The sequence below is a fragment of the Sulfitobacter sp. M22 genome (genome assembly GCF_021736025.1).
Classification (GTDB): Bacteria; Pseudomonadota; Alphaproteobacteria; order Rhodobacterales; family Rhodobacteraceae; genus Sulfitobacter; species Sulfitobacter litoralis.
Window position 1 is genome coordinate 2869014 of sequence record NZ_WMEC01000001.1, and the last position, 14211, is coordinate 2883224.

15 protein-coding genes and 1 riboswitch are annotated in these 14211 nt (G+C 61.4%); of the genes, 5 read left to right on the forward strand and 10 right to left on the reverse strand.

Going from position 1 to position 14211, the window contains the following annotated elements; all coding sequences use genetic code 11:
- Positions 1-190 precede the first annotated feature (190 nt).
- Entirely contained in the window at positions 191-871 is a 681-nt protein-coding gene (locus GLP52_RS14040; protein WP_093731646.1) for a sugar transferase, read from the forward strand.
- On the forward strand, positions 841-1842 hold the full coding sequence (locus tag GLP52_RS14045; RefSeq protein WP_237271157.1) for a glycosyltransferase family 2 protein: 1002 nt from the start codon (positions 841-843) through the stop codon (positions 1840-1842). Before GLP52_RS14040 ends, GLP52_RS14045 begins: the two co-directional genes overlap by 31 nt.
- On the opposite strand, the gene GLP52_RS14050 is transcribed toward GLP52_RS14045, so the two are convergent.
- A complete protein-coding gene (locus tag GLP52_RS14050) occupies positions 1839-2690 on the reverse strand; it encodes a hypothetical protein (protein WP_237271158.1) in 852 nt (283 codons plus the stop codon). The genes GLP52_RS14045 and GLP52_RS14050 overlap by 4 nt on opposite strands.
- Positions 2691-2982: 292 nt before the next feature.
- Between GLP52_RS14050 and GLP52_RS14055 the strand changes: the two genes are divergently transcribed.
- Positions 2983-5439 (forward strand): heavy metal translocating P-type ATPase, encoded by a 2457-nt coding sequence (locus GLP52_RS14055; RefSeq protein ID WP_237271159.1) that lies wholly within the window; start codon positions 2983-2985, stop codon positions 5437-5439.
- Between the two features lie 20 nt (positions 5440-5459).
- Positions 5460-5846, forward strand: a complete 387-nt coding sequence (gene cueR / locus GLP52_RS14060; RefSeq protein ID WP_093731649.1) for a Cu(I)-responsive transcriptional regulator — start codon at positions 5460-5462, stop codon at positions 5844-5846.
- A gap of 10 nt (positions 5847-5856) precedes the next feature.
- On the opposite strand, the gene cobF is transcribed toward cueR, so the two are convergent.
- The 7 genes from cobF to cbiE form a co-directional block, all read right to left on the reverse strand.
- Complete coding sequence (gene cobF, locus GLP52_RS14065) at positions 5857-6609, reverse strand: precorrin-6A synthase (deacetylating) (protein WP_237271160.1); 753 nt, start codon at positions 6607-6609, stop codon at positions 5857-5859.
- Positions 6610-6667: 58 nt separating this feature from the next.
- The gene (locus GLP52_RS14070; protein ID WP_093731651.1) at positions 6668-7351 is read right to left on the reverse strand and encodes an energy-coupling factor ABC transporter permease; all 684 of its coding nucleotides are present in this window, start codon (positions 7349-7351) and stop codon (positions 6668-6670) included.
- 72 nt (positions 7352-7423) lie between these two features.
- Positions 7424-7639, reverse strand: a riboswitch (cobalamin riboswitch).
- A 26-nt stretch (positions 7640-7665) separates the two neighbouring features.
- On the reverse strand, positions 7666-8382 hold the full coding sequence (gene cobA, locus GLP52_RS14075; RefSeq protein ID WP_237271161.1) for a uroporphyrinogen-III C-methyltransferase: 717 nt from the start codon (positions 8380-8382) through the stop codon (positions 7666-7668).
- Entirely contained in the window at positions 8379-9704 is a 1326-nt protein-coding gene (locus GLP52_RS14080) for a cobyrinate a,c-diamide synthase (RefSeq protein WP_093731653.1), read from the reverse strand. Before GLP52_RS14080 ends, cobA begins: the two co-directional genes overlap by 4 nt.
- Entirely contained in the window at positions 9701-10486 is a 786-nt protein-coding gene (cobM, locus tag GLP52_RS14085; protein WP_237271162.1) for a precorrin-4 C(11)-methyltransferase, read from the reverse strand. The genes GLP52_RS14080 and cobM overlap by 4 nt, the downstream gene beginning before the upstream one ends.
- A complete protein-coding gene (locus tag GLP52_RS14090) occupies positions 10483-10842 on the reverse strand; it encodes a cobalamin biosynthesis protein (protein ID WP_093731937.1) in 360 nt (119 codons plus the stop codon). Before GLP52_RS14090 ends, cobM begins: the two co-directional genes overlap by 4 nt.
- Entirely contained in the window at positions 10839-12035 is a 1197-nt protein-coding gene (gene cbiE, locus GLP52_RS14095) for a precorrin-6y C5,15-methyltransferase (decarboxylating) subunit CbiE (protein ID WP_237271163.1), read from the reverse strand. The genes GLP52_RS14090 and cbiE overlap by 4 nt, the downstream gene beginning before the upstream one ends.
- Between cbiE and GLP52_RS14100 the strand changes: the two genes are divergently transcribed.
- On the forward strand, positions 12034-12783 hold the full coding sequence (locus GLP52_RS14100; protein ID WP_237271164.1) for a cobalt-precorrin-6A reductase: 750 nt from the start codon (positions 12034-12036) through the stop codon (positions 12781-12783). The two genes, cbiE and GLP52_RS14100, sit on opposite strands and share 2 nt — an antisense overlap.
- On the opposite strand, the gene cobJ is transcribed toward GLP52_RS14100, so the two are convergent.
- A complete protein-coding gene (cobJ, locus tag GLP52_RS14105) occupies positions 12759-13496 on the reverse strand; it encodes a precorrin-3B C(17)-methyltransferase (RefSeq protein ID WP_237271165.1) in 738 nt (245 codons plus the stop codon). The two genes, GLP52_RS14100 and cobJ, sit on opposite strands and share 25 nt — an antisense overlap.
- Positions 13493-14209 carry a precorrin-2 C(20)-methyltransferase gene (locus GLP52_RS14110; protein WP_237273576.1) on the reverse strand — a complete coding sequence of 239 codons (717 nt, stop codon included), beginning with the start codon at positions 14207-14209 and terminating at the stop codon, positions 13493-13495. Before GLP52_RS14110 ends, cobJ begins: the two co-directional genes overlap by 4 nt.
- Positions 14210-14211 lie beyond the last annotated feature (2 nt).

Below are 14211 nucleotides of genomic sequence, written 5' to 3' on the forward strand. Positions count from 1 at the left end.
CTTGGGTAGCATCGAAAAATTCCAAACAGTTTGTGTTTACCTCACAACGTTTTCCTTCGAGCGGCAGTGCGCCCCTCTTTCTACACAATAGCTCAAATTGAACATGTATTCTTAACCCAGCAGTAAGCCTGCTCCCATACGCTTTGATGCATCGATTTTTCCCTGGCGCACGCCGACGAAGGAGTTTCAGATGTATCAAAGTAATTTACTTCAAAAACAGCGTGATCATCATATGCAAACCAGGCCGCACTTATATGTGCGGTCGGACCTATATCAGCGCTACGGGAAGCGCTGCTTTGACCTCCTTTTATGTCTACTGCTGTTCCCGATCGCGTTTTCTATGATCGCGTTACTGGCAGGCTTGGTCGCGGGATCTGGGCTTAATCCATTCTTTGCTCAGGAACGTGTCGGCAGAAATGGGCAGATTTTTCGGATGTGGAAGCTGCGCACCATGCGGCCTCATGATCCGGGCTACCTTAACGCATATTTGGCGAAAAATCCCGCAGCGCAATCAGAATGGCAGCGCAGCCACAAACTGTGCCTCGATCCTAGAGTGACAAAACTGGGGCGCTTCTTGCGCTGCACATCGCTGGATGAACTTCCTCAAATTTTGAACGTGCTCAGCGGCGATATGAGTTTGGTTGGCCCGCGACCCATGCTGGTGTCTCAACAAGTATTGTATTGTGGAAAAAGCTATTACCGTCTGCGGCCGGGAATCAGCGGGAACTGGCAGGTTTCTGCACGCAATAGATCGAAATTTGTCGAACGCGCTCATTTTGACGAGCAGTATTTTGCTTCGCTTTCAATAAAACAGGACTTACGAATATTAAAAGCGACAGCGTGCGTGGTATTTCGCGCAACGGGATGCTGACGATGGCGCAGGCCGGCGTAGCGTCGTCGTCCGCACCAGTCACGTTAACCGTCGTGATCGTTAGCTATAATACGCGCATCATGACGTTAAAGGCGCTCGAAACGTTGTACCAACATACCCACGCAACGCGTTTTGACTGTGTCGTCTTGGATAATGCGTCTTCAGATGGTTCTGCGGATGCAATTGCTTCTGCGTTTCCGCAGGTACAGCTGATTCGAGCGCCGCAGAACCTTGGCTTTGCGCGTGGCAATAACTTGGCTGCGCTAGATTGCGCATCTGACTACGTGCTTTTGCTCAACCCCGATACAGAATTGCAGGACGAGGCGATTGATCGCCTGATCGACTTTGCGCGACTTTATCCGAAGGCTGGAATCTGGGGCGGCCGGACTGTTTTTGCGAACGGCGCGTTGAACATCGCGTCATGCTGGGCGCGGCCCACATTGGTAAGCCTACTCTTTAAGGCGACCGGGGTCAGCACAGCTTTGACGAAGAACAGGTTTTTTAACCCTGAAGCTTATGGTGGCTGGGCGCGCGACACCGTGCGGCAGGTGGACATCGTCGTCGGATGCTTCTTGCTGATCGAAGCTTCACTTTGGCGCCGGTTGGGCGGGTTCAGCCCCAAGTATTTCATGTATGGCGAGGATGCCGATCTGTGTCTGCGCGCACGGGCTTTCGGGTACCACCCGATGATCACGCCAAATGCGCAGATCGTACACCATGTTGGGGCCTCCACATCGCGCACAGAGGCAAAGGCCATTGCAGTGATGACATCGCGCGCATCTTTGATCCGCGATCACTGGCCCAAATCGCATAGGGGCGCGGGGATCTTCTTGATGTGGCTTTGGTCTGCGACGCGGTATCTGGCCACGCGGCCCCTAATAGCGTCGAACAGGGCCGACCGGCGGGCGCGGGCAGCGCATTGGGCGGCGGTTTGGACTGCACGAAAACTTTGGCTACAGGGGTATGATTAGGCATAGCGCTGCAAAAGGTCCTTCGCCCACAGCCGTATTGAAAACCGTTCGACATCATGAGTATGTACCTTTGAAAAACACCCCAAACAGGCGGATGTCACAGAAAAGGTAGAACGGTGCGAATAGATGAGATGATCGCAGCGCGACAATTGCCACATGTCGATCAACGCATTCTCTGCTTCGCGTTGCCGATCGCAGGTTGTATCCGGCCCGTGCAAGCGATGGCCCGAGGCGTCCAGCCGTTTCGGGTGGGTCATTACCTTGTCGAATTCACGTGTCAGACGTTGCTCGATCTGCGCGTTGTCTGTGGCAAGAAAGATGATCGCATCCGGGTGGCATGATGTTAGCCGTCGCAGCGTCGCCAGTACGGGGCGAAGCGGGATTTTGCGATCCGTAAATCTGATGTGTACGCCGATACTGGGCCTCTTTGACGCGCGGCGCATCTGCGACAGCGCTCTGCGCACCCGCGCATTGGGGGTAAAGTAGCGCCCCAGGTAGTCGGCCAGAATTTCACGCTCCCCCCTGTGGGCAAAGCGAGGGTCACGGCGCAAGTGATGCTGCATACGTGCCAGCTTGGGCAGGTAGGACCAGTAGACGGCCGTTTCCTGAGGGTGGTCTAATCGCTTTAGATCAACACATAGCCTGCGATACCCCCAGGGGTTTGAATGGGATTGGGGCATATAGGCGTCGATCATATCCTGCGGTTGGCGATGCAGTTTGCCGGTCCAGATCGCGGGGCATATGTCTGAATGTTCATCAACGATTTCACCTGTGATCGGGGATTGGAACAGCAACGGATAGGCGTTTATACCAAGTGGAGCATAGCTGCCGTCGCGCCAGTCAATCACGGGTGTACGCCCGGATAAGTCAGCGTAAACCAAGCCCGAAACTGCAGACAATATGCGGTTTCCCAACCCGCCTTTGCCTTTGATAACCAATGTTTTTGTTGTCATCCGTCGATACGCACCCTCCGTATATCGCTTTGCAGTGAAGATCGGGCCTATCCGTTTCGAAATCGTTAAACGCCCCGCGGAAAAGCGGCGAATTCTGAACAATATGAATTAAATTAAATTTTACCGCTTGACCCTCCAGTGACTGGAAGTCCTATCTGAGGGGCAACACACTCTGAGGAGGCTGAGAATGGGCGATGTAGTTGCGATCAATCTTGAGATAAGCGGCATGAATTGCGCCTCTTGCGTGGGGCGGGTCGAGGCGGCGCTTGGCCGCGTCGATGGTGTGCAGGAAGCCCGCGTGAACCTTGCCTCTGAGACGGCAGCATTGCAGGTGACATCGGGGTTTGATCCCAAGGCTGTCGTTGCTGCACTGGACACCGCGGGGTACCCTGCCACAGTGCAAAACCGGCGCTATGCCATTGAAAACATGTCCTGCGCTTCCTGCGTCGGTCGGGTCGAACGCGCCCTGGCTGCGGTGCCCGGCGTTGTCGACGTCTCTGTCAATCTGGCCCGCGAAGAAGCCGTGGTACACACATTGGCTGCGGACGCGGACACCGCAATTGTGCAAGCCGCACAAGCCGTCGGCTACCCTGCCACCCCCGTCAAAGACGCCTCGATGACGTCACCACCCGACCGCAAGATAGAAGAAGCGGCGCATCTGAAACGCATGACGCTTTTGGCCGCAGCGCTGACTCTCCCGGTGTTTGTGCTGGAAATGGGCGGGCATATGATCCCGGCGTTTCATCATTGGGTGATGACCACAGTTGGTCAGCAGCTCAGCTGGTCGATCCAGTTCGTTCTGACCACCATCGTGCTGGCGTGGCCCGGGCGGCGCTTCTTTGTCACCGGTGTTCCGGCGCTGTTGAAACGCACGCCTGATATGAATTCGCTGGTCTTTCTCGGTGCCACAGCGGCCTGGGGCTTTTCGACCGTCGCGTTGTTTGCGCCGCAGGTGCTGCCCGCTGGCGCGCAGGCTGTCTATTTCGAGGCCGCAGCGATGATTGTCACGTTGATCTTGCTGGGGCGCACGCTTGAAGCACGCGCCAAGGGCCAGACAGGCCAGGCCATTCGCAAACTGATCGGCCTGCGCCCTAAAACCGCGCGTGTAGAGCGGGGGGGGCAAGTGGCCGAGATAGAGATCGATGAGATTGTCGTCGGGGATCTGATCCATGCGCGTCCAGGGGAAAAGATCGCGGTGGACGGGACTGTCACCAGCGGCACGTCGTTTGTGGACGAAAGCATGATCACCGGCGAACCTATACCGGTGGAAAAAGAAGCGGATACAAACGTTGTCGGCGGGACGGTAAACGGCACTGGCGCTTTGGTTTACCGCGCGACCCATGTCGGTGCGGATACGACTTTGTCGCAGATCGTGCGCATGGTCGAAGATGCCCAAGGCGCGAAGCTGCCGGTTCAGGATTTGGTCAACCGCATCACCATGTGGTTCGTGCCCGCGGTCATGGCGATTGCGGCAGCGACTTTCCTGATCTGGCTGGCCGTCGGGCCGCAGCCATCGTTGGGGTTCGCGCTGGTGGCCAGCGTTGCCGTGCTGATTATTGCCTGCCCTTGCGCGATGGGTCTGGCAACGCCGACCTCTATCATGGTCGGCACGGGACGAGGTGCCGAGCTGGGCGTGCTGTTTCGCAAGGGGGATGCGCTGCAGACCTTGGCAGAGGTGGATACCATCGCGCTCGACAAGACAGGGACGCTGACCGCCGGACGCCCGGAGGTGACCGATCTGGACGTCTTCAACGGTTGGACCCGGTCCGATGCCTTGCGGCTTGTCGCCTCTGTCGAGGCCAAGTCAGAGCACCCGATCGCCACCGCCATCATTCGCCATGCCGAGGCAGAGGAGCTGTCGCTGGCGCAGGTCACATCCTTTACGTCCCAGACGGGCCAGGGCGTTCGCGCCGAGGTCGAAGGCCATAGCGTGCTGGTCGGGGCGGACAGGTTTATGACCCTCGAAGGGGTCTCTCTTGCGGCCGCAGAGGGGCGGTCGGCCGCATGGGGTGCTGACGGCAAGACGCCGCTGTTCGCCGCTGTTGACCGGGAACTCGTTGCGATGATCGGTGTTGCCGACCCGATCAAAGAGACAACGCCCAAAGCGCTCAAGGCGTTGCACGACGCGGGGCTGAAAATCGCCATGATCACCGGTGACAACAAGGCAACGGCACAGGCAATCGCGCGCACATTGGGGATCGACACTGTGGTCGCCGAAGTCCTGCCCGAGGGCAAAGTCGCAGCGCTTCAGAAACTGCAAGAGGCAGGGCACAAGGTCGCCTTTGTCGGGGATGGCATCAATGACGCGCCCGCGCTGGCCGGTGTCGACGTGGGCATTGCCATTGGCACCGGCACCGATGTCGCGATTGAAGCAGCCGACGTGGTGCTGATGTCGGGCGATCTTCAAGGTGTGGTCAACGCGCTGCACATCAGCCAGCACACGATGCACAATATCCGTCAGAACCTGTTCTGGGCCTTTGGATATAACGTGCTGCTGATCCCTGTCGCTGCAGGCATTCTGTACCCGCTATTCGGTGTGCTGTTGTCGCCGGTGCTTGCTGCCGCTGCGATGGCGCTCTCAAGCGTGTTTGTCCTGTTTAATGCGTTGCGCCTGCGGTGGGTCGCCGCGGCTGCAACCACCTAATTCAACGAAAGGAGACGTCTATGAACATCGGTGACGTGTCAAAACGCGCGGGCCTGCCTGCCAAGACCATTCGCTATTACGAAGACATCGGGTTGATCACACCAGCGCGGGATACCAATGGCTATCGCAGCTTTTGCGACAGTGACGTGCACAAGCTGACCTTTCTGGGGCGCGCGCGCACCTTGGGGTTCACGATTGAAAACTGTCGCGACTTGCTGGCGCTTTGGGACAATCAGGACCGCGCCAGCGCGGATGTCCGTGCCATCGCACAGCAACATCTGGCGCAGATCGAAAGCAAGATCGCGGACCTTCAGGATATTCGTCATACGTTGACGCATCTGGTGCATGAATGCGCTGGCGACGATCGCCCTGATTGCCCGATCCTGCAACGGCTCGAAGAGCTTTAGACCAAAGCTTCTAGCGGCGCAGCAGGTAGATATCCATGATCCACCCATGCGCCGCGCGGGCCTCTGCGCGTGTCGCAATGATCTTGTCGCGGACCTGATCCAGCGGCCCCGCGATGCGCCGCTCATTTGGCATCCCGGCATAAGCGGTCCACCAGATGTGGAAACCGGCGTCCCTTGGCAGCACCTCGAACGCGCAGGTCCCGTCCAGCATGACGGCGATGGTATCGATGCCCTCGGGCCAACCGTGATCGCGCAGCTGCCGTCCGGTAGTGATCATGACGGGGTTGCCAATGGTGTTCAGCGGGATCGTATGGCCGGCCGTCAACACCTGCAGCGACGTGATCCCCGGCACCACATCGACGCTAAGCGGCACCACCTGTTGCAGACGCTCTGCAATGCGCAGCGTGCTGTCATACAACGACGGATCGCCCCACACCAGAAAACCCACGCGCCCGCCTTGGGGCAGGATGCGCTGCATCTCGGCCAGCCAGACCTGCGCAATAGCATCGTGCCAATCGTGTACGCCCGCGTGATAATCAGGGTTGGCAGCGTCACGTTTGGGCAGGGTAAATTCGTGAATAGCAGGCCGGTCCGACCGCAGCACCTGAGCGCAAATCTCGTGGCGTAGACCGGCCAGATCATCCTTGCCCGCGCCCTTGGACGGGATCAAGATCACGTCACAGGCATTCAGCGCGTCGATGGCCTGCAAGGTAAGGTGTTTGGGGTTGCCGGACCCGATGCCGATCAGTGAAAGCGTAAACATCTTATGGCTCCGGTAGTGTGACGCGACCCGAAGAGAAGGGGCCGCGTCTGGTCTTGGGTTATTCAGCGGCGGATTGGGTCAGACGCTTGGTGAACACTGCGCTGCCTGCAACATCACGCAGGGTCTTGGCAGCGGCGAGCACGGCCAGATCGACCAGCGGTTCGATCAGGATGACCATCATATACGCCCCGCCAAAGCTGGCGACAGCGGCGATGTTGCTGGCGGCAAAGCCCTGACCGTAGATGGCCCAGAACGCGACCCAGCCCACAACGCCCGCCTGAAACGCGGTCGACAGCTTGAGCGCTTGAACATAAGTCAGATCAACATAGGCGGTGTTGGGCGCGATGATCCGTTTGGCCAGCGCCGAGACCATGAACAAGGGCACCAGCAGCGTGGTGACGTTCATCGTGTATTGCGGCAGGTCGATGGGGGCAAAGAACATGCCCTGCGCCAGCAAACCGAGCGCCAGACCGGCAGCAGCAGGGGCCACGCCGAACAGCAAAAACAGGGTCGAACCAAGGATCAGGTGAACCTCGCTCACGCCCACGGGGAAATGCGGGAAAAGTTGAAAAAAGACAAAGGTCAACGCGGTGGCAACGATGGCCCCACCCGCAAAAGGCACGACGCCTTTTTCACGGACAGAGTCCATCGCGGTTTTCGCGGTATAGGCCGCAGCACCGGCGGCGGTGCCATAGGACAGGACCAGCTTTGCGCCGGTCACGACTTCGGGTTCGATATGCATGTTCAGGTCTCCTTGCCGTCTTCCCCGACGGCATGATGTGAAAGCTGCCCCGAAAGGCAGCCAGTTGGATCGGGGATCATCCCCTTGACGGCAGGTCTCCTGACTTTGTGCGTCCATGCGTGCCGCGCCTTCCCAGGCTGATTGGCCCAGTGGCAATGCGGTTTGCTCTTCACTTACAGGTGCGGGGGCAGTTCCGGATTAGGCACCTTTGCGTTGGCACCGCACCGTATTCCCTTTTCACCCCGTTTGCCCAAAAGCGCACGGGGAACCGTCCAGATTAGGTGTTCATTTTCAGGCCGGTTTTGTCAAGCGGTCTATTCGCTCAGCGGTCCGTATAGGATCAACGCAGGTGCTGACGTTGCGGGATCCAGCGGCAGATTGGCAAGGCTTTCCACCGTGTGCCGGCTCAGCTTTTGATCGGGGGTCGATACCGCCTCGGCCAGCAGCGCAGGGGTCGATCCGGGCAGACCCGCCTCGATCAACCGCGCGGCGAAACCGGCAAAGGTACGGCGGCCCATATAGACGACCGTGGTTGCCGTGGGGTCGGCCAGCGCGGCCATGTTCAGATCGTCCGGCAAAGCCCCCGATTCCCCGTGGCCGGTGATGAACTGCACGCGCCGCGCGGTCAGCCGCCGTGTCAGCGGGATCATTGCCGCCGCCGCCGCCGAGGACGCCGCTGTCACACCGGGGATGATCTCAAAGGCGACACCCGCCTCTTTCAGCGCGCTGATCTCTTCCTCAAGCCGTCCAAACACGCCCGCGTCGCCGCTTTTGAGCCGCACAACCCGCGCGCCGGTCAGCGCATGTTCGACCAGCAGGCGGCTGACATGATCCTGTTTCGGCGACTGGCGGCCCGCGCGTTTGCCAACCCCGATCAAATCCGCCTCGACCGAGACATGTTCAAGGATCGGACCCGCCGACAGATCGTCAAACAGCACGACTTCGGCCTCTTGCAACCGCTTCACCGCCTTGACGGTCAGCAGTTCGGGGTCACCGGGACCAGAGGAAACGAAAGACACAAAACCCGTCATGATGCCCCCGCGATCAGGTGAAAGAACGTACCCGTGGCATGGCCGCGCCGCGATCCGGTTTCAGGCACTTCGGCACCATTGGCATCGACCACTCGCGCCAGCGGTGTATCGGGCTGCGACAGGATGGTGGAATAGTGGAACTCATGACCGCGCAACCGTGCACCTGCGTCATATCCGGGACCGGGTTCGTTCAGGGTGGCCAGCCGGTAGCCCAAATGCATCTTGCGCTTCTCATAGCTGGTTTCCAGTCCGAGCAGCCCTGCCATCTGATGCCGCACACCTTCCTTGTCGACCAATCCGGCCCCCATCGCCATATAGCCCCCGCATTCCCCATGCACCGGGCGCGTCGTGGCAAACTGTTGCAGGCTATCGCGGAACTGCGCGGCAGCGGCAAGGCGACCGGCGTGTAGCTCAGGATAGCCGCCGGGCAGCCAGCAAATATCCGCGCTGCCGTCCGGTGCCTCATCCGCCAGCGGCGAGAAGGGCAATACCTGCGCGCCCGCAGCCTGCCAGTGATCCAGAAGATGCGGATAGATAAACGAGAATGCGGCATCCCTGGCCAAGGCGATCCGTTGACCGGGGGGCGGGGGCAATACGTCTGGCCCATCGGGAATACTGCGCCCTTGGGCGACTGAGACGATCAGATTAAGATCGATATGCTCCGCGATAAAGTCTCCCGCCGCATCCAGCAGCTTCATCAGCTCTGGCTGTTCTTCGGCCTGCACGAGGCCGAGGTGGCGTTCCGGCAGCGCGACCGATCCCTGACGGGGCAGCGCGCCCAGAACAGGGATGCCGACCTGCTCCATCCCCAAGCGCAGCAGCGCCTCGTGGCGGGGGCTGGCGACCTTGTTCAGCACCACACCCGCGACAAGCACATCCGGGCGCATCGTCTTGAACCCAAGTGCTGTGGCCGCAGCCGATTGCGCCTGACCCGATACATCCAGCAGCAAAACCACCGGCCAGCCCGTCATGGCAGAGATATCCGCGCTCGCCCCGTTAGAGGTCTCGCCCGGTTGCGCGACACCATCGAACAGCCCCATCGACCCTTCGATCAACGCCAGATCTCCGCCATGGGCGGTGCCGATCAGGTTGCACAACACGCCCGAGCCCATGGCCCAGCTGTCGATATTATACGACGACCGCCCGCACGCCGCACGGTGGAAGCCGGGGTCGATATAATCCGGCCCGCTTTTGAACGGGCGCACGTCAACACCACGACGGCTCAGAGCATTTAGCAGGCCCAGCATCAACGTGGTCTTGCCCGTGCCCGACGCCGGGGCCGAGATCATCAGGCCTTTGGGCAGTTGCGTTGTCTCTATCATTCTGTGCCCTCGGGAAAGCGTGGCTCTGTGCCCACGGGGCGGAAACGGCGGTCATAATCGCCGGCATACAGACAGCTTTCGCGGAACTCCTCTGCCGTCAGCGCGCGGCCCACAAGGATCAGCGCCGTGCGCCCGCGTTCGCCGTCGGTGGCGTCGATCACGGTGCCCAAAGTCGCCCGCACCACCTTTTGGTCTGGCCAGCTTGCGCGCCAGACGATGGCGACGGGGCAGTCCTCTCCGTAATGAGGGGTGAGCCGCGCGACCACATCATCCAGCACATGCACCGACAGGTGGATCGCCAGCGTAGCACCCGTGGCGGCAAAATTCTCGAGCGTTTCGCCTTCGGGCATGGCCGACGCCCGCCCGGATGTCCGCGTTAGCACGAGCGATTGCGCGACTTCGGGCAACGTCAATTCTGTGCCCAAGGCGGCAGCAGCAGCGGCAAATGCGGGCACGCCGGGGGTGATGTCGTAATTGATGTCCAGCTCGCGCAACCGGCGCAGCTGCTCGCCCATGGCGGACCAGACCGACAGATCGCCCGAATGCAACCGCGCGACGTCGTGACCGGCATCATCGGCGGCTTTGATCTCTGCCATGATATCATCGAGCGACAGCGACGCGGTGTTCACAATTTTCGCGTCGGCTGGGCAGTACGCAAGCAGCTCTGACGGAACCAGCGACCCAGCATAAAGGCAGACAGGGCAGGCCGCGATCAGGTCGCGCCCCCGCAGGGTCAGCAGATCAGGGGCACCAGGGCCCGCGCCGATAAAGTGAACAGTCATGGGGCAATTCCTTCCGCGATAGCTACGGTGGCCATGCCATTGGGGCTGGTCACACGCAAGGTCGTCAATTTGGCACCGCGACCGGCGACGCGCAATGCGGCGGCCTCGGCAAGTGATCCTGTCCCGAACCGCGCCTGAATACGCGGCGACACGGTGCGCGTCGGGATATCCGCAATATCGGCTTCCGACAGTTCGATCAGCGGCACCCCCAGATTGTCTGCAAAAAGCCGCAACGCCGGCGTCACCTTGATCGCGAGCGTCGCCAATGTGTCCGGCGTGCGCCGTGTCAGCGTCAGTGCCGCGTGTAAATCCGCCTCGGTTGCATCTGCCCGCATCCCTATGCCTGCAACGATCATCGGGTCACGCTCCATTGCAGTTGCGGGCGGCTTGGTTGCCAGCCTTGCATGGTCCCCAAGGGGGCGGCCTGCGCCAGATCAATCCGTAGTAGCTGCCCGCCGTGCATCCCGTGCCAGCGGATGAGCAAGGCTTGCGTCTCAAGGGCGACAGCATTGGCCACTAACCGTGTACCCGGCGTGATCCTGTGCCATATCGCCTGCAACACATCCTCGGTCGCGCCGCCGCCCAGAAAGACAGCAGCAGGCAGGGGCAGATCGGCCAGCGCATCGGGGGCCGTGCCGTGCACGCAGCGCATCCGACCCGCCAGACCAAAGCGGCGGGCATTCTCGGTGATATTTTCACACCGGCTTTCGCGCGGCTCTATGGCGATGGACTGCGCTTGCGGCGCGGCCAGACACCATTCGACAGAGACAGAGCCCGATCCGCCCCCCACATCCCACAGCAGCTCCCCCGCTCGGGGGGCCAGCGCAGCAAGCGTCAACGCGCGCATCGGCGATTTGGTGATCTGGCTGTCATGGGCAAAAAGCCCCTCGGGCCGCCCCGCTGCGTGGCTGATCCCAGCCCCCCCCGACACCGCAATCGCCACCACCACGGGGGCGGCAATGCCGGCCAAGTCAAACGTCGCGGCATCGGCCCCACGCGAGATTTCACGCGGACCGCCGAGCGCCTCCATCACCGTCAGGCGGGAGGCGCCGAAACCCTGCGCGTTTAAATACTCAGCCAGCGCCGCAGGGGCCACACCATCGCGCAACGTACAGATGAGCCGAGCGCCTTCGGCCAGATGGGGCAGCAACACCTCGAACGGAACCGCGTGCAGGCCGAGGATCGTGACCTCTTCCAATCGCCAGCCAAGTCGGGCAGCCGCCAGAGTCATGCAGGACGGCGCGGGAAAGCAGCGCCATTCCGACGGGTCCAGCACCTGCGCCAGCGAACCGCCCACGCCGTGCCAGAACGGATTGCCCGAGGCGAGCACGACAACCGCGCGCCCGCGATGTTCCAACACCGGCTCTACGCTGAACGGTAGCGGCCATTCCCGCCCCCGCGCGCCTGCGTCGCATAAGCTGAGATGCCGCGGCCCGCCAAAGATCACTTCGGCCTCGGCCAGCGCCTTTCGGCTTGCATCGGTCAACCCAGCAAGGCCATCTTCGCCCAGACCGATCAGGGTCACCCACGGACCGACAGGATCAACCATGACGCGCACCCTCATTCTTGGCGGCACGACAGAGGCCTCCAGCCTCGCCCGCGCGCTGACTGAACGTGGCGATGATGCGCTGTTCAGCTATGCCGGACGCACGGCGGCCCCCGTGGCGCAACCGTTGCCCACCCGCGTGGGTGGTTTCGGTGGCGTGGCCGGATTGCTGGACTTTATCGCGCAAAACCACATCACCCGCGTGATCGACGCGACCCATCCTTTCGCCGCACAGATGAGTCGTAACGCCCATGCCGCCTGTACGCAGGCCGGTATCCCGCTGGCCGCGTATGAACGTGCCCCGTGGTCCGAGACCGCCGCCGACACCTGGACCCATCTGCCTGATATCGAAGCCGCCGCCGCATCCCTGCCGCAGACCCCGACGCGGGTCTTTCTGGCCATCGGCAAGCAGGCGTTGCCCGTCTTTGCCGACCATCCCCAACACCACTATCTGCTGCGGCTGGTGGACCAGCCCGACGCGCCGCTGCCCTTGCCGCACACGACCGTTACCCTCGCCCGCGGGCCGTTCGACGTGGCCGGAGACATCGCCCTGCTGCGCGACCACGGGACCGAGCTGATCATCGCCAAGAACGCCGGCGGCACGGGGGCCGAGGCCAAGCTCATCGCCGCGCGCGAACTGGGGCTGCGCGTGCTGATGATCCAGCGCCCCGCCGTGCCCCCTCGCACGACATTCGCGCAGCTCGACGATATCTTGGCGTGGCTCGATCATTCGGCAGACCGTGGCGTGTAGATATGCGACCCGACGCGGCGGGTATCGGCGTTGCCCACGATCACAACTGTGCGCATGTCGGCCATCTCTGGCGTCGCTTCGGCCAGCGTGACAGTGCGCAAGGTCTCGTCGGGATGGCTCACGTTCCGTGCGAAAGAGATCAAGGTCTCCGGCCCGCAAGCCTCGCGCAGAATATCAAGCGCGGTGGCGAACTGATGCGGCCGCGAGGCCGAGCGCGGGTTGTAGAACGCCATAGCAAAGCCCGCTTCGCCTGCCAGCCGCAACCGCTTTTCGATCAGCGACCAAGGCTTCAGGTTATCTGACAGGTTGATCGCGCAGAAATCATGCCCGAGCGGTGCCCCGAGCCGTGCCGCCGCCGCCAGCATCGCGGTGATGCCGGGCAGGATGCGAATGTCGGTCGCCAGCCAGTCTTTCGGGCCTTTCTCCAGCGCCTCGAACAAGGCAGAGGCCATGGCAAACACCCCCGGATCGCCCGAAGACACCACCACCACACGGTGCCCCGCTGCCGCCATCTTTAACGCATGGGCGGCGCGGTCCAGCTCTACACGGTTGTCGCTTTCATGCAGGGTCAGCCCGTCCCGCGGCGTGATCCGGCGCACATAGGGGATATAGCCGACAATATCGGTGGCCTCGTCCACGGTGGCGCGCACCTCTGGTGTCACCAGCGCCTCGTCACCGGGGCCAAGGCCGACAACACGCACCCAGCCGGTCATGGGCGGCGCCCTTGTCCATGCACAATCGCGATCGAGAAATAGGGCACTTCGGCGGGGACTTCCGTCAGCTTTTGCACCGTCTGGCCTGCCATCGTGCCTTTCTCCACCAGCCATGCGTCTTGCAAGCGGCCCGCCTTGGTCAACGCGCGTTTAAGTTTGTCGAGGTTGCGTCCGATCTTCATCACCACCAGCGCATCGGTGTTGGCGGCCCGCGTGGTCAGCTCTTCTTCGTCCAGCGTCGCCATCAGCACGGTCAGCACATCATCACCCCAAGTGATCGGATGCCCCGTGGCTGTCCAGCAGCCCGACATGCCGGTGATACCGGGCACGATTTCAACCTCGGCGCGGCCCTGAAGGCGGCTGTGCAGATGCATGAACGACCCGTAAAAGAACGGGTCCCCTTCACATAGCACGATCACATCTTCGGTCTGCGAAAGGTCGGTCAAACGGTCAGCCCAATCGTCGTAGAAAGCCGACAGCAGACGGTTGTATTCTGGATCGCTGAAATGGATTTCTGTCGTGACGGGGTATTCCATCGCATGTTCCACCGCCGTCTCGGCCATGATGCCGTCCACGATGGTGCGGGCCTGCCCGCGCCGCCCGGGTTTGCGAAAAAACGCGACGTGCTGCGCGCCGGTCAGCAAACGGTGCGCCTTGACGCTCATCAGTTCGGGATCGCCGGGGCCAAGCCCGACGCAAATGACCTTGCCCATCG